Origin of the sequence: Caulobacter flavus, assembly GCF_003722335.1 — a bacterium.
In the GTDB taxonomy this organism is placed as follows: Bacteria; Pseudomonadota; Alphaproteobacteria; order Caulobacterales; family Caulobacteraceae; genus Caulobacter; species Caulobacter flavus.
On sequence record NZ_CP026100.1, the window covers coordinates 2,584,960 to 2,607,983 of the forward strand.

A 23,024-nucleotide genomic window follows, 5' to 3' on the forward strand; every position below is an offset into this window, starting at 1 on the left:
CCATGACCGCCCTGAACCTTGTGGAAACCGCCGCCCTGATCGACGGCCTGTGGATCGAGGGCGATGCGACCTTCGCCGTGACCAATCCGGCCGACGGTACGGAGATCACGCGGGTGGCCGAGCTGGGCGCGGCCGAGACGCGGATCGCCATCGAGGCGGCGCACCGGGCCTTTCCGGGGTGGGCGGCCAAGACGGCAAAGGAGCGCGGGGCGATCCTGCGCAAGTGGAGCGACCTGATGCTCGCCCACGCCGAGGATCTGGCCCGGCTGATGACGGCCGAGCAGGGCAAGCCGCTGGCCGAGTCGAAGGGCGAGGTGGCCTATGGCGCCAGCTTCATCGATTGGTTCGCCGAGGAGGCCAAGCGCGGCTACGGCCACACCATCCCGACGCCGGATCGCAGCAAGCGCCTGGCCTCGATCAAGCAGCCGATCGGGGTGTGCGCGGCGATCGCGCCGTGGAACTTCCCGATCGCGATGATCACCCGCAAGGTCGGCCCGGCCCTGGCCGCCGGCTGCACCGTGGTGGTCAAGCCGGCTGCCGAGACGCCGCTATGCGCCCTGGCCATCGCGCGGCTGGCGGTCGAGGCGGGCGTACCGGCCGGGGTGTTGAACGTCGTCACCGGCACGGACGCCAGCGCCATCGGCAAGGCCCTGTGTGAGGACGGCCGGGTGCGCAAGCTGTCGTTCACCGGCTCGACCCCGGTGGGCAAGGTGCTCTACGGCCAATGCGCGGGCACGATGAAGAAGCTCTCTCTGGAGTTGGGCGGCAACGCGCCCTTCATCGTCTTCGACGACGCCGACCTGGAGGCCGCCGTCGACGGCGCGATCGCCAGCAAGTACCGCAACACCGGCCAGACCTGCGTCTGCGCCAACCGCCTGATCGTGCAGGCCGGCATCCACGACGCCTTCGTGGCGCGCCTGACCGAGAAGGTCGCGGCGATGAAGGTGGGACCGGGCACGGGCGAGGGCGTGGTGATCGGCCCGCTGATCAACGACAAGGCCATCCTCAAGGTCGAGGCCCTGGTGCGCGAGGCCGTCGAGGGCGGGGCGCGGGTCGAGGTCGGCGGCCAGCGCCACGACCTGGGCGGGCTGTTCTACCAGCCGACCGTGCTGTCGGGCGCGACGCCGGACATGCGGCTGTTCAATGAAGAGATCTTCGGCCCCGTCGCGCCGGTCGTGAAGTTCCACACCGAGGACGAGGCGGTCGCCCTTGCCAACGCCACGCCCTTCGGCCTGGCGGCCTATTTCTACAGCCGCGACGTGGGCCGCTGCTGGCGCGTGGCCGAGGCCATCGAGGCGGGCATGGTCGGGATCAACGAAGGCCTGATCTCGACCGAGGTGGCGCCGTTCGGCGGCGTCAAGGAAAGCGGCCTGGGCCGCGAGGGTTCGTCCGAGGGTCTCGATGAGTATTTCGAGACCAAGTACCTGTGCTTTGGCGGGGTGGCATGATCGGCGAGCTCTCCCGCCCCGCCACCCTAGCCGACCTCATCGCCGCCGAGCGCGCGCGGTTCCTGGCCGAGCATCCGCGCAGCGTCGGCATGGCCAGGGCGGCCGCGGGCGTGTGGCGGGGCGGGGTTCCGATGCACTGGATGGGCGACTGGGCCTGCCCCAGCCCCATCTTCGCCGCCCAGGGCGTGGGCGCGCAGATCACCGACGTCGACGGCAGGCTCTACGACGACTTCTGCCTGGGCGACACGCCGTCGATGTTCGGCCACGGCGAGCCTTCCGTTGCGGCGGCCGTGGCGGACCAGGCCAGGCGCGGGGCGGGGTTCATGCTGCCCACCGCCTCGGCGGTGATCGTCGGCAAGCTGCTGGCCGAGCGCTTCGGCCTGCCGCTGTGGCAGGCGGCGACCACGGCCAGCGACGCCAACCGCGCGGCGATCCGCTGGGCGCGGGCGGTGACGGGGCGGCCGGTCGTGCTGGTGTTCGACGGCTGCTATCACGGCATGGTCGAGGACGCGTTCGTCGTGCTGAAGGACGGCGCCCCTGCGATGAAGCCCGGCCTGCTGGGCCAGGTGCAGGACCTGACGGCCACGACCCGCGTCGTGCCGTTCAACGACCTGGAAGCGCTGGAAGCGGCCCTGGCCCCCGGCGACGTCGCCGCCGTGCTGGCCGAGCCGGTGATGACCAACTGCGGGATGATCCTGCCCGATCCCGGCTTCCACGAAGCCCTGCGCAGGCTGACGCGCGAGGCGGGGACGCTGCTGGTCGTCGACGAGACCCACACCATCTCGACCGGCCCGGGCGGCTACACCCGCGCGCATGGGCTGGAGCCCGACGTCTTCGTGCTGGGCAAGGCCGTGGCCGGCGGCGTGCCGGCCGCCGTCTGGGGCGTGACCGCGCAGCTTTCGGCGCGGATGGACGAGGCGGCCGCGCGGATCGGTCCTGGCCAGTCGGGCATCGGCACGACGCTGTCGGGCAATGCCCTGGCCATGGCGGCGATGCGGGCGATGCTGAGCGAGGTGATGACCGACGCGGCCTATGCGCGGATGCTGGCCGGCGCCGAGCGGCTGGTGGCGGGGCTGAGGGGCGTGGTCGAGGCACGCGGCCTGGCCTGGTCGGTCGTGCATGTCGGCGCGCGGGTGGAGCTGGTGTTCGCCGATCCGCCGCCGCGCGACGCCGCCTCGATGCGGAAAGTTCTGGACCATGGGGCGGTGGAAGCGCTGCATCTGTGGCTGATCAACCGAGGGGTGCTGATCGCGCCCTTTCACAACATGATGCTGGTCTCGCCCGTCACCGACGACGCGGCGGTGGATCGGCTGGTCGCGGCGGTGGACGCCTTCGCCGTGGCCGTCGGGGAGGTGTCGATATGAAGTCTTGGCGCTTTCCCTCCCCCTTCGATGGGGGAGGGGCAGGGGTGGGGGTGACACCGTCGGCGGGCTTCAGCTCGGCCGTGCATCACCTTGAACCGCCCCAGTCACCCCCATCCCCGTCCCTTCCCCCATCAAGGGGGAAGGGGGAGTTGAAAGCATGAGCGCCGTCGCTTCCCCCGACGAATGCCGCGAGTTCCTCGCCGCCCATCCGCAGGTGAAGTACGTCGAGGTGTTTTTCACCTCGATGACCGGCGTGCCGCGCGGCAAGCGGCTGCGGGTGCACGAACTGCAGGCGATCTACGACTACGGCCGGTTCCTGCCGGGCTCGATCCTGGTGGTCGACACCGTGGGCGCCGACTGCGAGGAGACGGGCCTGGTGTGGGAGGACGGCGACGCCGACCGCCGCGCGCGGCCCGTGCCCGGGACCCTGACCCTGGCCCCGTGGCTGGGCCCGGACGTCGCCCAGGTGATGCTGTCGCTGTACGAGCTGGACGGGACGCCCAACGACCTGGACCCGCGTCATGTTCTGCAGCGGGTGCTCGACCGCTACGCCGCCGACGGCCTGACGCCGGTCGCCGCCTGCGAACTGGAATACTACCTCGTCGATATCGAGCGCGGCCCCAGCGGCGAGCTTCTGCCCGCCAGGTCGGTGCTGACCGGCCAGCGGCCGACCGGCATCCAGGTCTACGGCCTGCCGGAACTGGAGGCCAACGCCCCGTTCCTGCGCGAGCTGTGGGATACGGCCGACGTCATCCGCGTGCCGCTGGAAGGCGCGATCTCGGAGTTCGCCCCGGCTCAGGTGGAGCTGACCCTCAAGCACAAGCCCGACGCCCTGAGGGCCGCCGACGACGCGGTGCTGTACAAGCGCGCCGCCAAGGGGGTGGCTCTGCGCCATGGCTGCGAAGCGACGTTCATGGCCAAGCCCTGGGCCGACCGGGCGGGCAACGGCTTCCACGTGCATGTCAGCTTCAATGACGAAGGCGGAAACAACCTGTGCGCCGCCGAGGATCCGGAAGGCTCGGAGCTGCTCAAGCACGCCATCGGCGGCATGAAGGCGCTGCTGGGCGAGGGCATGGCGATCCTGGCGCCCAACGCCAACAGCTATCGTCGCTTCAAGGCCAATTCCTACGCGCCCGTGGCGCCGACCTGGGGCGTCAACAACCGCACGGTCAGCCTGCGCGTGCCGGCGGGGCCTGCGCCGACGCGGCACGTGGAGCACCGCGTGGCGGGCGCCGACGGCAATCCGTACCTGGTGATGGCGACGCTGCTGGCGGCCGCGCACCACGGGATCAAGAACAGGATCGATCCGGGGCCCGCGGTGGTCGGCGACGGCTATGCCGCCGCGGCCAAGGAGAACGTGCGTCTGCCGTCCAACTGGTTCGCCGCCGTCGACCTCTTCGAGAAGTCTGAGGTGCTGGCCGACTATCTGGGCGAGCGGTTCGTGGAGATGTTCGTCTCGGTCAAGCGCACCGAGCAGGCGCGGTTCTTCGAGGTGGTCGGGCAGCTCGACTATGACTGGTATCTGCGCAACGCCTAGAGCGGAGCGCCGGGAGTAACGCTTTGGGTTGAACTGGCGGCGAGGGAGGGGCCTCGTCCGCTTCATGCGAACGAAAGAGGGAGTTTCGAGGCCATGAGCACCAACCACTTTCGAGGGGCTTCGCGCCGCTCGCTGCTGACCGCGTTCGGCGCGGCGGCCATCGGCATGTCGTTCACCGCCTGCGGCGAGAAGCCCAAGCCCGACGCCGGCGGCGAAGAGGCCAAGCTGAACTTCTACAACTGGGACACCTATATCGGCGAAACCACGCTGGGCGACTTCAAGAAGGCCAGCGGCGTCGACGTGAACATGAGCCTGTTCGCGACCAACGACGAACTGTTCGCCAAGCTGAAGGCCGGCAATCCGGGCTTCGACGTCATCGTGCCGTCCAACGAGTTCGTCACCCGCATGAGCCAGGCGGGCATGCTGGAGCCGCTGGACCACGCCAAGATCCCGAACATCAAGAACATCGACCCGACCTTCCTGAACCCGGACTTCGACCCGGGCCGGAAGTTCTCGTTGCCCTATACCTGGCTGCTGCTGGGCATCGGCTATCGCAAGAGCAAGGTCTCGGGCGTGCCCGACAGCTGGAAGTGGCTGTTCGACAGCAACCAGTACGCCGGCAAGATCGCCCTGCTGTCGGAAAGCGCCGACCTGGTGCGCCTGGCGGCCAAGTACCTGGGCCACTCGGTCAACGACATCCCGGCCGACATGCTGCCGAGGATCGAGCAGATGCTGATCAAGCAGAAGCCGTTCGTGAAGGCCTTCCACGACGACAACGGCCAGGACCTGCTGCTGTCGGGCGAGGTGGACCTGGTGCTGGAGTACAACGGCGACATCGCCCAGGCGATGAAGGACGACGACGACATCGACTTCGTCGTGCCCAAGGAAGGCAGCCTGATCAACTCGGACTGCCTGTGCATTCCGAAGGGCGCGCCGCGTCCGAACAACGCCCACAAGTTCATCAACTACCTGCTGGACGCCCAGGCCGGCGCCGAGATCAGCAAGACGATCCTGTACCCGACGCCCAATGCGGCGGCCAAGGCGCTGATGCCGGACGACTACAAGAACAACAAGGTGATCTTCCCGCCCGCCGACGTGATGTCAAAGTGCGAGTACGGGGCCTTCGAGGGGGCGGAAAAGGCCAGCCTCTACGAGGAGATCATCACCCGCGTGCGGGCGGCGTGATCTGGCTTCCTTCCCCCATCAAAGGGGGAAGGGAGAAGGCCTCTGAAATGGAACAGAGCTGGAAGAAGGCCAAGTCGGTGTTCGCCGCCGCGCTGGGACCGCCGCTGGTCTGGCTGGTGGTGTTCTTCGTCGCGCCGATGGCGATCGTCTGGGCCTACAGCTTCGGCCACAACGTCGGGCTGACCGAGATCTCGTTCACCGGCACGATCGCCAACTACGCCCGGGCGCTGGAGCCGCTGTACCTGAAGATCTTCGTCAAGTCGGCCTGGGTGGCGGCGCTGACGACGGCGCTGTGCCTGGTGATCGGCTTCCCGGTGGCGCTGGCCATCACCTTCGCCTCGCAGAAGGCCAAGACCTGGCTCTTGCTGCTGGTCATGCTGCCGTTCTGGACCAACCTGCTGGTCCGCACCTACGCCCTGATCGCGGTGCTGCGCACCGAGGGCTACGTCAACCAGACCTTCGAGTGGTTCTGGAACATCGGGGCCAAGGTCGCGCCGCTGGGCGCCTACCAGCCGCTGGAGCTGCTGCACAACAATTTCGCGGTGATCCTGGGCCTGGTCTACGTGCACCTGCCGTTCATGGTGCTGCCGCTCTATTCGGCGCTCGATCGCCTCGACAAGTCGCTGCTGGAGGCCAGCCTCGACCTCGGGGCCGGGCACCTGCGCACCCTGTTCCGGATCGTCGTGCCGCTGGCCCTGCCGGGCATCGCCTCGGGGATCCTGATTACCTTCATCCCGGCGCTGGGCGCCTATCTGACGCCCGACCTGCTGGGCGGGCCCGACAGCCAGATGATCGCCAACGTCATCGAGCGCCAGTTCAAGCGCGCCAACGACTGGCCGTTCGGCGCGGCCCTGTCTTTCCTGCTGATGTACCTGACCTTCATCGCCATCGCTGTGCAGGCGCTGCTCTCACGGGGCAAGAAGAGGGAGGGCGTGGGATGAATATGCGTCTTTTTTCATCTCCCTCCCCCTTTGATGGGGGAAGGGCAGGGGTGGGGGTGACGCCGCCGGCGGGCCTTAGCTCGGCCGCGCCTTACCCTGAAACGCAGCTGTCACCCCCATCCCCGGCCCTTCCCCCATCGAGGGGGAAGGGGGAGGCTTTCCGATGAGCCGCAAATCGCCGCCCGGACCGCTGGAGTACCTGCGCCGCTGGCCGATCAGGCTGTGGCTGCTGGCGGTGGGGGTGTTCCTCTACGCGCCGCTGATCGCCCTGATGGCCTTCAGCTTCAATGACAGCCGGCGCAACATCGTCTGGAAGGGCTTCACGCTCAAATACTACGAGAAGGCCTTCAACAACGACGGTCTGATCGAGGCCTTCGCCAACAGCTTGACCATCGCGGCGGTGTCGACCCTGCTGAGCGTGGTGCTGGGGGCGCTGGTCGCCCTGGCCCTGTGGCGGTTCCGCTTCCCGGGCAAGACGGTGGTCGATGGGGCCCTGGCCCTGCCGATCGTGGTGCCCGAGATCTGCATGGGCGTGGGCATGCTGGTGTTCTTCGCCAAGGTGCTGCCCTGGCCGCAGGGGCTGGTCTGGCCGCTGAACCTGGGGGCGATCATCATCGCCCACGTGACCTTCTCGTTCCCGTTCGTGGCGGTGGTGGTGAGGGCCCGCATGGCCAGCTTCAACCGCGAACTGGAGGAGGCCGCGCGGGATCTCGGGGCCGGCGAGTTCCGCACCATCAGGGACGTGATCCTGCCGCACATGACGCCGTCCCTGGTGGCGGGCGCCCTGCTGGCCTTCACGCTCAGCCTGGACGACTTCGTCATCACCTTCTTCACGGCCGGGCCCGACACCGTGACCTTCCCGGTGAAGGTCTATTCGATGGTGCGCTTCTCGGTGACGCCCGAGGTCAACGCCGCCTCGACCATCCTGATCGTGCTGACCGTGATCCTGACCGCCGTGGCGCTGAAGCTGCAGGGCGATCCGGCGGCCGCGGCCGGCGGCCATGGGGGGGATGGGAAATGACCGTGCTGGGAACCCCCTCAGTCGGCTTCGCCGACAGCTCCCCCAGCGGGGGAGCATCTTCTTGGCGCGGCGCCTCTAGGTCCTCCCCCTCTGGGGGATCGTTGCATAATGGGGTAAAACAAGAACGACTTTCCCCTTTTGATTCCGAACTGTTCTCGAACGGATTCTGGTCTGTTCTTCGACGTTCCGAATTTCGCAACAGTCCCCCTCTGGGGGAGGTGGCCCGGAGGGCCGGAGGGGGTCTTGGGGCATGGACTATTCGGGGGGAATGACGAAGTGACCGACAAACCCATCATCACCTTCGAGAACGTCACCAAGCGCTTCGGCAAGCTGGCGGCGGTCGACAACGTCTCGTTGAGCATCAGGGAGGGCGAGTTCTTCGCCCTTCTGGGACCGTCGGGCTGCGGCAAGACCACCTTGCTGCGGATGCTGGCCGGGTTCGAGACGCCGACCGAAGGGCGGATCCTGATCGACGGCCAGGACATCTCGAACGTGCCGCCGAACAAGCGGCCGGTGAACATGGTGTTCCAGTCCTACGCGGTGTTCCCGCACATGACCGTGGCCGACAACGTCGCCTACGGCCTGAAGGTCGACCGGGTGAGCAAGGCCGAACGCGACCGCCGGGTCGAGGAGGCGCTGGAGCTGGTGCAGCTGGGCGGCCTCGGCCAGCGCAAGCCCGACCAGCTGTCGGGCGGTCAGCGCCAGCGGGTGGCCCTGGCCCGGGCGCTGGTCAAGCGGCCGCGCGTGCTGCTGCTGGACGAGCCGCTGTCGGCGCTGGACGCCAAGCTGCGCGAGCAGATGCGCACCGAGCTCTGCACCCTGCAGGAGAAGGTGGGCATCACCTTCATCATGGTCACCCACGACCAGGACGAGGCGCTGGCCCTGGCCAGTCGCTGCGCGGTGATGAGCAAGGGCCTGCTGCAGCAGGTGGCCGCGCCCAACGACCTCTACGAGTTTCCCAACAGCCGCTTCGTGGCCGACTTCATCGGCAGCGTGAACCTGTTCGAGGGCGTGCTGGCTGTGGACGAGCCCAGCCACGCGGTCATCAAGTCGCCGGGCCTGCCGACCGACATCTTCCTCGACCACGGGGTGACCGGCCCGCGCGGCGGCGCGGTGTGGGCGGCGATCCGGCCCGAGAAGATCGAGCTGCACAAACGCCCAGACGACGGCGAGCCGCCGAACATGGGCGACGCGCCCAAGGGGACGAACGCCGTGGCCGGCGTGATCCGGCACGAAGCCTATCTGGGCGGGGTGTCGACCTACGAGGTGGAAATCGAAGGGGGCCGCCGCGTGAAGGTGCAGCGCCCCAACCTGACCCGCTGGGACCAGGAGGACTTCCGGCTGGGTGAGGCGGTGTGGATCGCCTGGCACGCCTGCTCGCCGGCGGTGCTGCTGTCGTGATCAGGCCCGCACATTTCCCCTCCCCCTTGATGGGGGAGGGGCCAGGGGTGGGGGTGGTCGCGGCGGTTCGTATCGCGCCAGGTTCTGACGCGCTGTCACCCCCATCCCCGACCCTTCCCCCATCAAGGGGGAAGGGGGAGGCGCGGAGATGAACCGTCCCGTCGCCGGCGTCATCTGCTGCACCCGCACCGTCGGGATCGAGCCGGCCCAGGCGGTGATGAACCGCTACGTGGCCGGCGCGATGGCCTATGCCGACGCCGCGGCGCTGCTGGTTCCGTCGATGCCGGGGCTGATGAGGGCCTCGGAGGTCGCCGCGCGGCTGGACGGCCTGATGCTGACCGGCAGTCCGTCGAACCTGGATCCGGCCTTCTACGACGAGGACGCGCCCGACGCGCCGGGGCCGTTCGACCGCGACCGCGACGTCATGACCCGCGACCTGATCAAGGCGATGCTGGATCTGGGCCGGCCGGTGTTCGGCGTATGCCGGGGCTTCCAGGAGATCAACGTCGCCTTCGGCGGATCCCTTCGGCGCGACATGGCGACCAGCGCGCAGCTGATCGCCCACCACGCGCCCGACGAGGTCGACTTCGACGGCATGTTCGACCATCTCCACCCGGTCGACCTGACCCCCGGCGGGGTGCTGGCCACGGCCTTCGGGGCCGAGCGGGCGGTGGTCAATTCGGTGCATTACCAGGGCGTCGACCGGCTGGGCGAAGGCCTGACGGTCGAGGCCCGCGCGCAGGACAGCGTCGTCGAGGCGGTGTCGGCCAGCGTCAACGGCGCGCCGGTGCTGGCCGTGCAGTGGCATCCGGAATGGAAGCCGCAGGAGAACGCCCAGAGCCGGACGTTCTTCCAGCTGTTCGGCCAGGCGCTGCGCGGAGAGTTTCCCCACCCCCTCGATGGGGGAGGGGCAGGGGTGGGGGTGGCTGCGGCGGTTCGGCCCGCGCCATGACCTGACAGGCTGTCACCCCCATCCCCGACCCTTCCCCCATCAAAGGGGGAAGGGGGCAAAAACAAAATATCGTCCAGGAGTTCGTTCCATGACCGCCCCCCTCCGCAACCACGACATCGCCGAGCTCAAGCGCCTGGACCTGGCGCATCACCTGCCGGCCCAGGCCGACCACAAGGTGATCGCCGAGCAGGGCGGCAGCCGGATCATCACTCGCGCCGAGGGGGTCTACATCCACGACGGCGAGGGCCATAGGATCCTCGACGGCATGGCCGGGCTGTGGTGCGTCAATGTTGGCTACGGTCGCACGGAACTGGCGCAGGCGGCCTACGACCAGATGCTGGAGCTGCCGTACTACAACACCTTCTTCAAGACGGCCTCGCCGCCGCCGATCGAACTGGCGGCCAAGATCGCGCAGAAGATGGGCGGGCATCTCTCCCACGTCTTCTACAACTCGTCGGGGTCGGAGGCGAACGACACGGTCTTCCGCCTGGTGCGCCATTACTGGAAGCTCAAGGGCCAGCCCAGCCGCACCGTCTTCATCAGCCGCTGGAACGCCTATCACGGCTCGACGGTGGCCGGCGTGAGCCTGGGCGGCATGAAGCACATGCACCGCCAAGGCGACCTGCCGATCGCCGGTGTCGAGCACGTGATGCAGCCCTATCCGTTCGGCGACGGCTTCGGCGAGGACCCGGCCGCCTTCCGCGACCGCGCGGTGCAGGCGATCGAGAACAAGATCCTCGAGGTCGGGCCCGAGAACGTCGCGGCCTTCATCGGCGAGCCGGTGCAGGGCGCGGGCGGGGTGATCATCCCGCCGGACGGCTACTGGCCGGCGGTCGAGGCCCTGTGCCGCAAGTACGGCATCCTCCTGGTCTGCGACGAGGTGATCTGCGGCTTCGGCCGGCTGGGCCAGTGGTTCGGCCACCAGCACTACGGGATCAAGCCCGACCTGATCGCCATGGCCAAGGGTCTGTCGTCCGGCTACCTGCCCATCTCGGCCGTGGGCGTGGCCGACCACATCGTCGCCGAGCTGCGCGAGAAGGGCGGCGACTTCATCCACGGCTTTACGTACTCGGGCCACCCGACCGCGGCGGCCGTGGCGCTCAAGAACATCGAGATCATGGAGCGCGAGGGCCTGGTCGAGCGCACCCGCGACGAGACCGGTCCCTATCTGGCCCAGGCCCTGGCCGGCCTGAACGACCACCCGCTGGTGGGCGAGGTGCGATCGCTGGGCTTGATCGGCGCGGTCGAGATCGTGCGCGAGAAGGGCACGAACCACCGCTTCCTCGACAAGGAGGGCGAGGCCGGCCCGATCGTGCGCGACCTGTGCATCAAGAACGGCCTGATGGTCCGCGCCATCCGCGACAGCATCGTCTGCTGCCCGCCGCTGATCGTCACCAAGGCGGAGATCGACGAACTGGTCGGCATCATCAGGAAGTCGCTCGACGAGGCCGAGCCGGTGCTGCGGGCGCTGAAGCCTAAGGAGGGCGATGCGTGATCGCCGCCTCAATCCGGCCGGCGCGCGCCGTGCCGGACTATTCTCGCCAGGAGTACGGCGTCGGGGTCTGTTCGGGCGTCCCTACCGTTTTGAGCCACTCGCGCACGCGTTCATGCGGAACACAGCGGCCGGCGGCGACGTCCGCGTCGGCGGCGGCCTCGCGCTCTGCATCTGTATCCGGATCAGGTTCGACCATGCTTCACCCTAACGTGGACACCGCCTGAGCGGAACGCCGCCGCCAAGCGTTACAATTCCAATAGCCCAAACTTCAGCAAGCGCGAGGAGCGCCCCTATGAAGCCCAAGCACAAGAAGAACCACGACGGTCCGAAGGTCACCCGGGGGGTCAAGACGCTGGACGAGGCCCAGGCCTGGTTCCGCAGCCAGAACATCGAGGAGATCGAGTGCGTCGTGCCCGACCTGGCCGGCGTGGCGCGCGGCAAGATCATGCCGGTGCGCAAGTTCCTGGGGACGCCCTCGATGAACCTGCCGCTGGCGGTGTTCTACCAGACCATCACCGGCGACTTCCCGGAGTTCGAGGGCGCGGTGAACGCCGTGCAGTCGGACACCGACATCTTCCTGACCCCCGACTTCGCCACCCTGGCGGCGGTTCCCTGGGCCCAGGACCCGACGGCCCAGGTGATCCACGACGCCTTCCATCCCGACGGCCGGCCGGTCGAGGAAAGCCCCCGCCAGGTGCTGCGCCGGGTGCTGTCGCTGTACCGCGAGAAGGGCTGGAGCCCGATCGTGGCGCCGGAGATCGAGTTCTACCTCGTCGAGAAGAACGTCGACCCGGACTATCCGCTCAAACCTCCGATCGGCCGCTCGGGCCGGCCCGAGACCGGCCGCCAGGGCTATTCGATCAGCGCGGTCAACGAGTTCGACGCCCTGTTCGAGGACATGTACGAATACTCCGAGCGCCAGGGCCTGGAGATCGACACCCTGATCCACGAGAGCGGGGTGGCGCAGATGGAGATCAACCTGCGTCACGGCACGCCGCTGGAGCTGGCCGACCAGGTGTTCATGATGAAGCGCACCATCCGCGAGGCGGCGATGGAGCATGACATCTACGCCACCTTCATGGCCAAGCCGATGGCCAGCGAGCCGGGCAGCGCCATGCACGTGCACCAGTCGATCCTGACCGAGGACGGCGACAACCTGTTCTCGGACCCGAAGACGGGCGAGGCGACGCCGGCCTTCTACGCCTTCATCGCCGGCCAGCAGCGCTACCTGCCGGCGATCATGGCCATACTGGCGCCCTACGTGAACAGCTACCGCCGCATCGCCCGCGACAGCGGCGCGCCGGTCAACACCCAGTGGGGCTACGACAACCGCACCTGCGGCCTGCGGGTGCCGCCGTCGGATCCGGCCAACCGCCGGGTCGAGAACCGCATCCCCTCGTCGGACGCCAATCCGTACCTGGCCATCGCCGCGGTGCTGGCCTGCGGCTATCTGGGCATGACCCAGAACCTGGCGCCGACCGCGCCGGTGGAGATCGACGCCAGCGCCCGTGGCATAGAGCTGCCGCGCAGCCTGCTGGAGTCGGTGACCCTGTTCGAGGAGGCCAAGCCGCTGGTCGACATCCTGGGCGCCACCTTCTGCAACGCCTACGCCCGGGTGAAGCAGGCCGAGTACGAGACCTTCATGCGCACCATCAGTCCGTGGGAGCGGGAGTTCCTGCTGCTGAATGTGTAGCGTCATGCACCCCTTCCCCCTTGATGGGGGAAGGTGGCCGCGAAGCGGTCGGATGGGGGTGAACGCGAAGCGTTCCTGGTGCGGCCGGCGTCGCTTCACCCCCATCCCCGACCCTTCCCCCATCAAGGGGGAAGGGAGATGTTGAACTCCGGCCACCCCTCCACCTCCTGGTATGCCGCCACGGCGCACGACCTGCCGCCGCTGCCCGCCCTCGACGGCGAGGTCACCGCCGACGTCTGCGTGGTCGGCGCGGGCTACACGGGCCTGGGCGCGGCGCTGGAACTGGCCTCGCGCGGGGCGCCGGTCGTGGTGCTTGAGGCCGCCCAGGTCGGTTCCGGCGCTTCGGGGCGCAACGGCGGCCAGGTTCACATGGGCCAGCGCAACGACCAGGCCTGGCTGGAGAAGTCGGTCGGGCGCGACGACGCCATGGCGCTGTGGAAGATGTCGCTGGACGCCCGCTCGCATCTGGCCGCGACGATCGCCGAGCACGCCATCGCCTGCGACTTCGTTCCCGGCATGATCCATGCCCGCCACAGGCCGGACGGCGAGGGCGAGGACCTCGACCACATCGAGTTCATGGCCGCCCGCTACGGCTATCACGAACTGGAGCCGATCGACGAGGAAGCCCTGGCCGACGACCTGGGCACGGGCGTCTACCATGGCGGCGTGCGCGACAACGGCGGCGGCCACCTGCATCCGCTGAACCTGACGCTGGGCCTAGCCCGCGCGGCCATGGCCAGGGGCGCGATCATCCACGAGCGCAGCCGGGCCAGAAGCTGGCGGCGCGAGGGCGGACGGATCGTGGTCGAGACGGCGGCCGGCCGGGTGCTGTGCGACCAGCTGATCCTGACCGGCGACGGCTATCTGGACGAGCTGGCCGGGGGGCAGGCCCGCGCCCGGGTCATGCCGATCAACAACTTCATCCTGGCCACGGAACCATTGGGAGACCGCGCCGAGACGATCATCCGCTCCAACGCCGCCGTGGCCGACAGCCGCTTCGTGGTGAACTACTTCCGCAAGACGCCGGACGGCCGGCTGCTGTTCGGCGGCGGCGAGAACTACCGGCCGGGGTTTCCGCCCGACCTGCCGAACTTCGTGCGCCGCCACATGCTGAAGATCTATCCGGACCTGGCCGAGGTGAAGGTGACCCACGCCTGGGGCGGGACCCTTGGGATCACCGTGCACCGCTCGCCCTATGTGCGCGAACTGGCGCCGGGGGTGCGGGTGGCGGCCGGCTATTCGGGGCAGGGGGTGATGCTGGCGCCGTGGTTCGGCAAGCTGCTGGCCGATGCGGCCCTGGGCGAGACGGCTGGAGTGGATCTGCTGTCGCGCCTGCCGACCCCGCCGTTTCCGGGCGGCCGGCTGCTGCGCTGGCCGCTGACGGTGGCGGGGCTGTCCTGGTACGCGCTGCGCGACCGGCTATAGGGCCTTGGACCGGCTTCGCAGCACCAGGCAGTAGCCGATGGTGACGGCCAGTCCGGCCAGGATCGCGGCGCAGCCGCCCACGACCGCCACGTCGAAGGGCCCGAAGGCCCAGAGCCCGGCATAGACCAGGCCACTCAACGCCAGGGACCAGCCGCCGACGCGATTGACCCGTCGGGCCAGGGGGCTGGGGACGAACCGCTTGGGCATGCGGTTGCCGAACCAGGCCACCATCAGGCCGATGGCGCCCATGACCAGCCGGTTGACCGTGTCGGTGTCGATCAGGCCTTGCTGACGCGCGAGGCTGGCTGCCAGGGCCAGCACGACGATGCCGACGCCCCAGCCGAGGTCGACGACCACTTCCTTGTTCATCTCGCGATCTCCTCTTTGGACCTGGATGCTTCGGGCCTGGGCGCTTCCTCCCCGACGCCGAACGAGTGGACAAAGCCCAGCAGCGCCTCTTCCAGCACCGAGAGCTTCAGGTGGTAGATGACCGACTTGCCCGCCTTCTCGGCGTGGACGAGGTCGGCCTCCCTCAGCACCGCGAAATGCGCCGACATCGTCGGCTTGGAGACGTCGAACTGGTCGCTGAGTTCGCCGGCGCTGAGCGGCCCCTTGCGCAGGAGCTGCAGCACCCGCCGGCGGGTGGGATCGGAGAGGGCCTTGAAGACGTGGCTCATGGTGAGACGATTAGCTAATCGTCGAAATGAGTCAAGCGACTGTTGGCTTCGACCCGTCCGGCGGGCTAACACCTCCCCATGGCGCGAACCAAGCTGAACCCCGAATTTGAAGTCGAGATCGACGGCGAGACCTATGTCTGGCGGCTGCAACGCACGCCCCACTGGTCCAAGGACCCGGTCGAACGGCACGGCATGGCGATCTGCGTGCATCACGTCGAAGGCAAGCGCGAGGTGGTGATCGAGTTTCCGCCGGGCGAGCAGCCCCGCTACGGCGCGCCGCAGCTGAAGGCCGAACAGGTGCCCAAGAAGCTGGTGGCCGCCGCCATCGCCTCGGCCCTCCAGGCCGGCTGGGAGCCTTGGTCGCGCGGCAAGCCGGTGATCATCGCCGTCGACGCGAACGGCGGCTGAGGTTTGAGCCCCTCTCTTCGAGAGGGGCCAAGAGAGCGACGCCGACCACTTCTTTGGCAGACGACGGGCCTCTTCGCAGGACGCGCTCTGACGGATTGACACTCGCCCACCGGCGTTCTCCGATGCTCGTCGTAACGAGCGTCGCGGGGTGAGATGCAGGGGCAGGTTTCGGAGCCGACGGGCAGTCTCGCCGATGCGCTGGGCCATGCGGCGCGGCTGCTGGCGCGCGATCCGGACATGGCGCGCGAGCAGGCCCTGGCCATATTGGAAGCCGTTCCGCGCCATCCCGGCGCAACCCTGATCCTGGCCGCGGCGCTGCGGCTGTCGGGCGATGCGGCCGCCGCCCTGCCCGTGATCGATCCGCTGTCGCGCGGCCTGCCCCAGGCGCCGGACGTGCAACTGGAGCACGGCCTCGTGCTGCTGGACCTGGGCCGCACGCAGGAGGCGACGGCGGCGCTGCGGCGGGCGACCGCGCTGGATCCCAATCTGGGCGAGGCCTGGCGGGCGCTTTCGGTCGCCCTGACGGTGCTGGGCGACATGGCCGGCGCCCAGGCCGCCGGCGACCGGCAGGTGCAGGCTTCGGTGCGCGAGCCGGCGCTGATCGCCGCGGCCTGCGCCCTGGTCGAGGGACGATTGTCCGAAGCCGAGCACGACCTGCGCGCCTATCTGAGGGCTCGCCCCGACGAGCCGGCGGCGCTGCGGATGCTGGCCGAAGTGGCCGCGCGCCTGGGCCGCTACGACGACGCCGAGCGGATCCTGACCCAGACCCTGGCCTTCGCCCCGGGCTTCACCGCCGCGCGGCACAATCTGGCCACCGTGCTCTATCGCCAGAACAAGACGCTGGAGGCGCTGGGCGAACTGGACCTGCTGCAGCGGGCCGACCCGCGCCATCCGGCCTACGCCAACCTGCGCGCCGCGGCCCTGGTGCGGATCGGCGAGTACGAGGCGGCGACGGCGATCTATCGCGACGTGCTGGCCCGACATCCGCACCAGCCCAAGGGCTGGATGAGCTATGGCCACGCCCTGAAGACCCTGGGCCAGCGGGCCGAATGCGAGGCCGCCTATCGCAGGGCCGTCGAGCAGGCGCCGATGCTGGGCGAGGCCTGGTGGAGCCTGGCCAACCTCAAGACCCTGCGGTTCTCGGACGAGGACCTGACGGTCATGCGGGGGCAACTGGCGAGCGACGCCCTGGCCGACGAGGACCGCTTCCACCTGCACTACGCCCTGGGCAAGGCCCTCGAGGACGCCGGGGCCTACGAAGACAGCTTCGGCCACTACAGCGAAGGCGCGGCGCTGCGCCGGGCCCAGATCCGCTACGACGCCGACGAGACCAGCGCTCACGCCGCGCGCAGCAAGGCGCTGTTCACGCCGGCCTTCTTCGCCGAGCGCAAGGGCTGGGGCAGCCCGGCGCCCGATCCGATCTTCGTGGTGGGCCTGCCGCGCTCGGGCTCTACCCTGGTCGAGCAGATCCTGGCCAGCCACTCGCAGGTCGAGGGCACGATGGAGCTGCCCGACGTCATCGCCATCGCCAAGCGGCTGGGAGGACGGCGGGGCGAGGGGCTCTATCCCGAAGCCCTCGCGCAACTGGACGCCGACGCCCTGAGGGCCCTGGGCGAGGAGTACCTCGAGCGCACCCGGGTGCAGCGCAAGACCGACCGGCCGTTCTTCGTCGACAAGATGCCCAACAACTTCGCGCACGCCGGGCTGATCCACCTGATGCTGCCGAACGCCAGGATCATCGACGCCCGCCGCCATCCGCTGGGCTGCTGCTTCTCGGGCTTCAAGCAGCACTTCGCGCGGGGCCAGACCTTCAGCTACGGCCTGGAGGACATCGGCCGCTACTATGCCGACTACGTCGACCTGATGGCCCATTTCGACGCGGTGCTGCCGGGGCGCGTGCACCGGGTGATCTACGAGGCGATGGTCGAGGACCCGGAGGGCCAGATCCGCCGCCTGCTGGACCATTGCGGCCTGCCGTTCGAGGCGGCGTGCCTGGATTTCCACCAGAACGACCGCGCCGTGCGCACCGCCAGCTCCGAACAGGTGCGCCAGCCGATTTTCAAGGACGGGGTCGACCAGTGGCGCAACTATGAGCCGTGGCTCGATCCGCTGAAGGCGGCGCTGGGGCCCGTCCTGGCCGCCTATCCCGCCGCGCCTGTTATTTGACCACCGGAAGACGGCGCTGCCGTTTTTGCAACAGTCCGGTGAATTGCGCGGTCGCCAAGCTACGCCGGATTGTCGGGCTCACGACATTGAACGAACGTTGTTCTCTCTGGGGCCAAGGAGTGAACACGTGTCGATTAGGCGTTCAAAAACAATGAGGTCGGGCCTGCTGGTCACGGCCCTGATGTCGAGCAGCGCGCTTTGCGGGGCGGCGATGGCGCAGGAAGGCGGGGTGGCGCTGGAAGAGGTGGTCGTCACCGCCCAGAAGCGCTCGGAGAACCTGCAGGACGTGCCGGTCAGCATCCAGGCGCTGGGGCAGGCCAAGCTGGAGCAGCTGGAGGTCGCCAACTTCGCCGACTACGTGAAGTTCCTGCCCAGCGTGTCGTTCCAGGGCTCGGGCCCGGGCTTCAACCAGGTCTACATGCGCGGCGTCGCCAGCGGCGGCGACGGCAACCACTCCGGCTCGCTGCCCAGCGTGGGCATCTATCTGGACGAACAGCCGATCACCACGATTCAGGGCGCGCTCGACGTCCACATCTACGACATCGAGCGGGTAGAGGCCCTGGCCGGGCCGCAGGGCACGCTGTACGGCGCCAGCTCGCAGGCCGGCACCATCCGCATCATCACCAACAAGCCCAGCACTGCCGGCTTCAAGGCCGGCTACGACATCGAGCTCAACAAGGTCGAGGCGGGCGGCACGGGCTACGTCGCCGAGGGTTTCGTCAACCAGCCGCTGTCGGACACCGTGGCCGTGCGCCTGGTCGGCTGGAGCAAGCGCGACGCCGGCTACATCGACAACGTGCCCTCGACGCGGACCTACCCGACCTCGGGCGTGACCATCGACAACGACGGCGTCACCAAGAAGAACTACAACGAGGTCGAGACCCACGGCGCGCGGGCGGCGGTGAAGGTCGAGCTGGGCGAGAACTGGACGGTCACGCCCCAGGTCATGGGCCAGGTGCAGAAGAGCGGCGGCTTCTTCGGCTACGACCCCGACATCGGCGACCTGAAGGTCGGCCACTACTATCCGGAAAGCGCTGACGACCGCTGGTGGCAGGCGGCGATGACGGTCGAGGGCAAGATCAGCAACCTCGACATCGTCTATGCCGGCTCGTACCTGCAGCGCACGACCGACACCGAGCAGGACTACACCGACTACTCGTACTTCTACGACACGCTGTACGGCTACGGCGCCTACTGGACCGACGACGCCGGAAACCCGGTGGATCCATCGCAGTACATCGAGGGCAAGGACCGCTACAACCGCATCAGCCACGAACTGCGGGTCAGCTCGCCGCAGGAGAAGCGCCTGCGCTTCGTGGCGGGCCTGTTCTACCAGCGCCAGGCGCACGGCATCCACCAGGACTACCAGATCGACGCGCTTGGTCCGTCGCTGTCGCCGACGGGGCATCCGGGCACCATCTGGCTGACCGAGCAGAAGCGCGTCGACCGCGACAGGGCCGCGTTCGGCGAGGTGTCGTTCGACATCCTGCCCAACCTGACGGCGACGGCCGGCATCCGCTTCTTCGAGGCCGACAACTCGCTGGTGGGCTTCTACGGCTATGGCGCGGGCTACGGCTCGACGGGCGAGCGGGCCTGCTTCAAGGGGCCGGTGATCGCCGGCTCGCCCTGCACCAACCTCGACAAGCGGGTGAAGGAGACGGGCAACACGCCCAAGCTGAACCTGACCTACAAGATCGATCCGGCCAAGCTGGTCTACGTGACCTATTCGGAGGGCTACCGACCCGGCGGCATCAACCGGCGCGGGACCCTGCCGCCCTATCTGTCGGACTATCTGAAGAACTACGAGTTCGGCTGGAAGACCAGCTGGGCCCAGAACCGCTTCCGCTGGAACGGCGCGGTCTATCTGGAGAAGTGGAACAAGTTCCAGTTCTCGATCCTGGGGGCCAACGGCCTGACCGAGATCAAGAACGCCAACGAGGCCGAGATCAAGGGCGCAGAAACGGACCTGACGATCGCGGTCGCCGAGGGCTTCACCGTCAACGCCGCGGCCGCCTACACCGACGCCAAGCTGACGGCCAACTACTGCGGCGCCACCGACAGCGCGGGCGTGCCGATCACCGACTGTCCGGTCGGTTCGGCCGACTTCCCCGACGGGCCGCAGGCGCCCAAGGGGACCCGGCTGCCGATCACGCCGAAGTTCAAGGCCAACCTGACCGCGCGCTACGAGTTCGACTGGAACGACTTCGACGCCTTCGTGCAGGCCTCGGCGGTGGGCCAGACCTCGTCCTATTCCGACCTGCGCACGGTCGAGGCGGCGATCTTGGGCAAGCAGCAGGGCTACGTCACCTTCGACGTGTCGTCGGGCTTCGCGCGCGACAGCTGGTCGATCTCGGCGTTCATCGTCAACCTGACGGACGAGCGGGCCAGCACCAGCCGGTTCGTGCAGTGCGCCGAGGCGGTCTGCGCCGACAAGGTCTATGTGATCCCCAACAAGCCCCGGACCTTCGGCGTGAAGTTCGGCCAGAAGTTCTGACCACGGACGGCCGCCTCGTCGCGAGACGGGGCGGTTGCGCGGCCGGGGCGGCGGTGAAAGCATGGCCATATGAGCAGTAGTTCGTCTCCCAAGGCCCTCGGCTTCTGGATGTGCAGCGCCCTGGTCGTGGGCAACATGATCGGCTCGGGCGTGTTCATGCTGCCCGCGTCGCTGGCGCCTTACGGCTGGAACGGCGTGCTGGGCTGGATCGTCACCATCGCCGGCGGCCTCTGCCTGGCCTTCGTCTTCGCCCGGCTGTCGGCGGCCCTGCCGCGCGAGGGCGGTCCCTATGCCTACACCCAGGAGGCGTTCGGCAGGACGGCGGGCTTCGTCGTGGCCTGGGCCTACTGGATCTCGCTGTGGGTGGGCAACGCGGCCATCGCCACCGGCGCGGTCAGCTATCTGTCGGTGCTGGTCCCGGCCATCGCCAAGACGCCCGGCCTGCACGCCCTGGTCACCCTGGGGCTGATCTGGGGACTGATCGGGGTGAACTGCCTGGGCGCGCGTCTGGCCGGCGAGGTGCAGGTGGTGACCACGGTGCTCAAGCTCTTGCCGCTGGCGGCCGTACTGGGCCTGTCGGCCCGGCTGCTGGGCCGCGACGGCGCGGCCGCCGTCACCGCGCCGCTGGACACGGCGCAGCTGGGCGGCCCCGGCCTGGTCGCCGCCTCGGCCCTGACCCTGTGGGCGTTGCTTGGCCTGGAGTCGGCCACCGTGCCGGCAGACAAGGTCAAGGACCCGGCCCGGACCATCCCCCGGGCCACGCTGTTCGGCGCGGCCTTCACCGGCGTCGTCTACCTCTTGGTCTGCTCGGCGGTGGTGCTGCTGTCGCCGCCCGACGCCCTGAAGGCCTCCAACGCTCCGATGGCCGAGTTCATCGGCCGGTTCTGGGGCTCGGGCGCGGCCATGGCCGTGGCCGCCTTCGCCGCGATCAGCGCCTTCGGCGCGCTCAACGGCTGGGTTCTGCTGCAGGGCGAGATGCCCTACGCCATGGCCCGGGGCGGGGTATTCCCGGCCTTCCTGGCCAAGTCGTCCAGCCGAGGGACGCCGGTGCGGGCTCACCTGGTCTCGGGCCTGTTCCTAACCGCGCTGGTCGGCATCAACTACGCCAAGTCGATGGCCGACCTCTTCACCTTCATCGCCCTGCTGGCGACCACGGCTTCGCTGTTCACCTACCTAGCCTGCGCCCTGGCGGCGCTGAAGCTGCAGAAGGACGGACAGGTTCACGGCTCGCGGCCGCTCACGGTGGTGGCGATCCTGGCGGGGCTCTACGCGGTCTTCACCCTGTTCGGCGCGGGCAAGGAGGCCGTGATGTGGGGCCTGGTGCTGCTGGCCGCCGGCCTTCCCGTCCATCTGCTGATGCGCCGCGCGGCGCGTGCATGAGGCCTTTCGCATGATCCTGCGCTCGACCCTGGCCGCCGCGGCGCTGCTGGCGACCCTGCCCGTCCAGGCCTGGGCCGCGCCCGAGGTGTCGTACGTACGGGCCGGCCGGCTGGTGGATCCGGTCGCGGGCAAGGTGCTGAGCGACCGGCTGATCCGTATCGAGGGCGGACGGATCACGGCGGTGAGCGCCTGGAGCGGCGCGCCGGCCGACGGTCCGGTGCGCGACTGGTCGGGCCTGACGGTGCTGCCTGGCCTGATCGACATGCACACCCACATCGTCGACCAGGAGCAGACCGAGAACATCGCCGAGCCGCTGCTGACCAGCGCCGCCGAGCAGGCCTATATCGGCGCGGCCCACGCCCGGACGACCCTGATGGCCGGTTTCACCAGCGTGCGCGACGTCGGAACCTGGCGCGCGTTCGGCGACGTGGCGCTGAGGGACGCCATCGACAAGGGGCTGGTTGCGGGGCCGCGCATGTCGGTGGCCGGCGCCTATGTGACGACACCTGGCGGAGGCGGGGAGGTGACGGGCCTGGCGCCCGACGTGGTCATCCCGGCCGAGATGCGGCGGGGCCTGGTCGAGGACGTGGCGGACGTCCATCGCAAGACCCGCGACATCCTCGTGCACGGCGCTGATTTCCTGAAGCTGATCGCCACCGGCGCGGTGCTGACGGTCGGCACCGAGCCGGGCCAGCTGGAGCTCTCCCGCGAAGAGATCGAGGCCGCCGTCGAGGAGGCCGGCAAGCGCGGGACCTACGCCACCGCCCACGCCCATGGGGCCGAGGGGATCAAGGTCGCGGTGCGGGCCGGCGTGCGATCGATCGAGCACGGCTCGCTGATCGACGACGAGGGGATCGCCCTTATGAAGGCCAGGGGCGCCTGGCTGGTCGCCGACATCTACAACGGCGACTACATCGACGAGATCGGCACGAAGAACGGCTGGCCGGCCGAGACCCTGCGCAAGAACCGCGAGACCACCGACGCCCAGCGGGAAGGCTTCCGCAAGGCGGTGAAGGCTGGCGTGCGCATCGCCTACGGCACCGACGCCGGGGTCTATCCGCATGGGCTGAACGCGCGCCAGCTGCCCTACATGGTCAGGTACGGCATGACGCCGATGCAGGCGATCCAGTCGGCCACGACCAGCGCCGCGATGCTGATGGGCAAGGAGAAGGACGTCGGCTGCGCCCAGGCCGGCTGCTACGCCGACCTGATCGCCGTGGCGGGCGACCCGCTGGCCGACGTCGGGGTGCTGGCCGCCGTGGCCAAGGTGATGAAGGGCGGGGTTATCTACAAGGACGAGGTGTTGCCGGGAAATTAACCGTTTCCCAGCTGGCGCGGCATGTGCATTGTGCGCTGCAACTCAATGTTGCTGTGCAGCATTGAAACAGCTGTCGCGAAGCGGTCCGTGGGGGAAAGCTGGCGTCAGCCTCGATGCAG

General features: G+C 68.8%; 19 protein-coding genes. 16 read left to right on the top strand and 3 right to left on the bottom strand.

What is annotated here, in order from left to right:
- Positions 1–2: 2 nt before the first annotated feature.
- The 9 genes from C1707_RS11935 (at position 3) to C1707_RS11975 (ending at position 11,344) form a co-directional block, all read left to right on the top strand.
- The gene (locus C1707_RS11935; protein ID WP_101712556.1) at positions 3–1,448 is read left to right on the top strand and encodes an NAD-dependent succinate-semialdehyde dehydrogenase; all 1,446 of its coding nucleotides are present in this window, start codon (positions 3–5) and stop codon (positions 1,446–1,448) included.
- Positions 1,445–2,812: an aspartate aminotransferase family protein gene (locus C1707_RS11940; protein ID WP_101712557.1), complete on the top strand. Its 1,368-nt coding sequence runs from the start codon at positions 1,445–1,447 to the stop codon at positions 2,810–2,812. The genes C1707_RS11935 and C1707_RS11940 overlap by 4 nt, the downstream gene beginning before the upstream one ends.
- A gap of 157 nt (positions 2,813–2,969) precedes the next feature.
- On the top strand, positions 2,970–4,349 hold the full coding sequence (locus C1707_RS11945; protein WP_101712558.1) for a glutamine synthetase family protein: 1,380 nt from the start codon (positions 2,970–2,972) through the stop codon (positions 4,347–4,349).
- Between the two features lie 93 nt (positions 4,350–4,442).
- On the top strand, positions 4,443–5,534 hold the full coding sequence (locus tag C1707_RS11950) for an ABC transporter substrate-binding protein (protein WP_101712559.1): 1,092 nt from the start codon (positions 4,443–4,445) through the stop codon (positions 5,532–5,534).
- A 47-nt stretch (positions 5,535–5,581) separates the two neighbouring features.
- Positions 5,582–6,475: an ABC transporter permease gene (locus tag C1707_RS11955; RefSeq protein ID WP_101712560.1), complete on the top strand. Its 894-nt coding sequence runs from the start codon at positions 5,582–5,584 to the stop codon at positions 6,473–6,475.
- Between the two features lie 163 nt (positions 6,476–6,638).
- Entirely contained in the window at positions 6,639–7,496 is an 858-nt protein-coding gene (locus C1707_RS11960; RefSeq protein ID WP_101712561.1) for an ABC transporter permease, read from the top strand.
- Positions 7,497–7,772: 276 nt separating this feature from the next.
- Positions 7,773–8,897 carry an ABC transporter ATP-binding protein gene (locus tag C1707_RS11965; protein ID WP_101712562.1) on the top strand — a complete coding sequence of 375 codons (1,125 nt, stop codon included), beginning with the start codon at positions 7,773–7,775 and terminating at the stop codon, positions 8,895–8,897.
- A 148-nt stretch (positions 8,898–9,045) separates the two neighbouring features.
- Positions 9,046–9,849, top strand: coding sequence for a gamma-glutamyl-gamma-aminobutyrate hydrolase family protein (locus tag C1707_RS11970; RefSeq protein WP_101712563.1), 804 nt, complete (start codon positions 9,046–9,048; stop codon positions 9,847–9,849).
- Between the two features lie 88 nt (positions 9,850–9,937).
- Positions 9,938–11,344 carry an aspartate aminotransferase family protein gene (locus C1707_RS11975; RefSeq protein WP_101712564.1) on the top strand — a complete coding sequence of 469 codons (1,407 nt, stop codon included), beginning with the start codon at positions 9,938–9,940 and terminating at the stop codon, positions 11,342–11,344.
- Between the two features lie 37 nt (positions 11,345–11,381).
- Here C1707_RS11975 and C1707_RS11980 read toward each other — a convergent pair whose 3' ends face one another.
- Positions 11,382–11,540 carry an antitoxin gene (locus tag C1707_RS11980; protein ID WP_101712565.1) on the bottom strand — a complete coding sequence of 53 codons (159 nt, stop codon included), beginning with the start codon at positions 11,538–11,540 and terminating at the stop codon, positions 11,382–11,384.
- A 96-nt stretch (positions 11,541–11,636) separates the two neighbouring features.
- On the opposite strand from C1707_RS11980, the gene C1707_RS11985 reads away from it, so the two are divergent.
- Positions 11,637–13,037 carry a glutamine synthetase family protein gene (locus C1707_RS11985; protein ID WP_101712566.1) on the top strand — a complete coding sequence of 467 codons (1,401 nt, stop codon included), beginning with the start codon at positions 11,637–11,639 and terminating at the stop codon, positions 13,035–13,037.
- Between the two features lie 138 nt (positions 13,038–13,175).
- Positions 13,176–14,462: an NAD(P)/FAD-dependent oxidoreductase gene (locus C1707_RS11990; protein ID WP_101712567.1), complete on the top strand. Its 1,287-nt coding sequence runs from the start codon at positions 13,176–13,178 to the stop codon at positions 14,460–14,462.
- Here the strand turns inward: C1707_RS11990 and C1707_RS11995 are convergent.
- Both C1707_RS11995 and C1707_RS12000 read right to left on the bottom strand, forming a co-directional pair.
- Positions 14,457–14,831 (bottom strand): SdpI family protein, encoded by a 375-nt coding sequence (locus C1707_RS11995; RefSeq protein ID WP_180896915.1) that lies wholly within the window; start codon positions 14,829–14,831, stop codon positions 14,457–14,459. The genes C1707_RS11990 and C1707_RS11995 overlap by 6 nt on opposite strands.
- Positions 14,828–15,139, bottom strand: a complete 312-nt coding sequence (locus C1707_RS12000; protein ID WP_101712568.1) for an autorepressor SdpR family transcription factor — start codon at positions 15,137–15,139, stop codon at positions 14,828–14,830. The genes C1707_RS11995 and C1707_RS12000 overlap by 4 nt, the downstream gene beginning before the upstream one ends.
- A gap of 78 nt (positions 15,140–15,217) precedes the next feature.
- Between C1707_RS12000 and C1707_RS12005 the strand changes: the two genes are divergently transcribed.
- From C1707_RS12005 to C1707_RS12025, 5 genes are all read left to right on the top strand, one after another.
- Positions 15,218–15,547 carry a hypothetical protein gene (locus C1707_RS12005; protein WP_101712569.1) on the top strand — a complete coding sequence of 110 codons (330 nt, stop codon included), beginning with the start codon at positions 15,218–15,220 and terminating at the stop codon, positions 15,545–15,547.
- A gap of 153 nt (positions 15,548–15,700) precedes the next feature.
- On the top strand, positions 15,701–17,713 hold the full coding sequence (locus C1707_RS12010) for a tetratricopeptide repeat-containing sulfotransferase family protein (protein ID WP_101712570.1): 2,013 nt from the start codon (positions 15,701–15,703) through the stop codon (positions 17,711–17,713).
- Positions 17,714–17,864: 151 nt separating this feature from the next.
- Positions 17,865–20,207, top strand: coding sequence for a TonB-dependent receptor (locus C1707_RS12015; RefSeq protein WP_101712571.1), 2,343 nt, complete (start codon positions 17,865–17,867; stop codon positions 20,205–20,207).
- A 69-nt stretch (positions 20,208–20,276) separates the two neighbouring features.
- Positions 20,277–21,587 carry an APC family permease gene (locus C1707_RS12020; protein WP_101712572.1) on the top strand — a complete coding sequence of 437 codons (1,311 nt, stop codon included), beginning with the start codon at positions 20,277–20,279 and terminating at the stop codon, positions 21,585–21,587.
- A gap of 10 nt (positions 21,588–21,597) precedes the next feature.
- Positions 21,598–22,905, top strand: a complete 1,308-nt coding sequence (locus C1707_RS12025) for a Xaa-Pro dipeptidase (RefSeq protein ID WP_101712573.1) — start codon at positions 21,598–21,600, stop codon at positions 22,903–22,905.
- Positions 22,906–23,024: the final 119 nt, after the last annotated feature.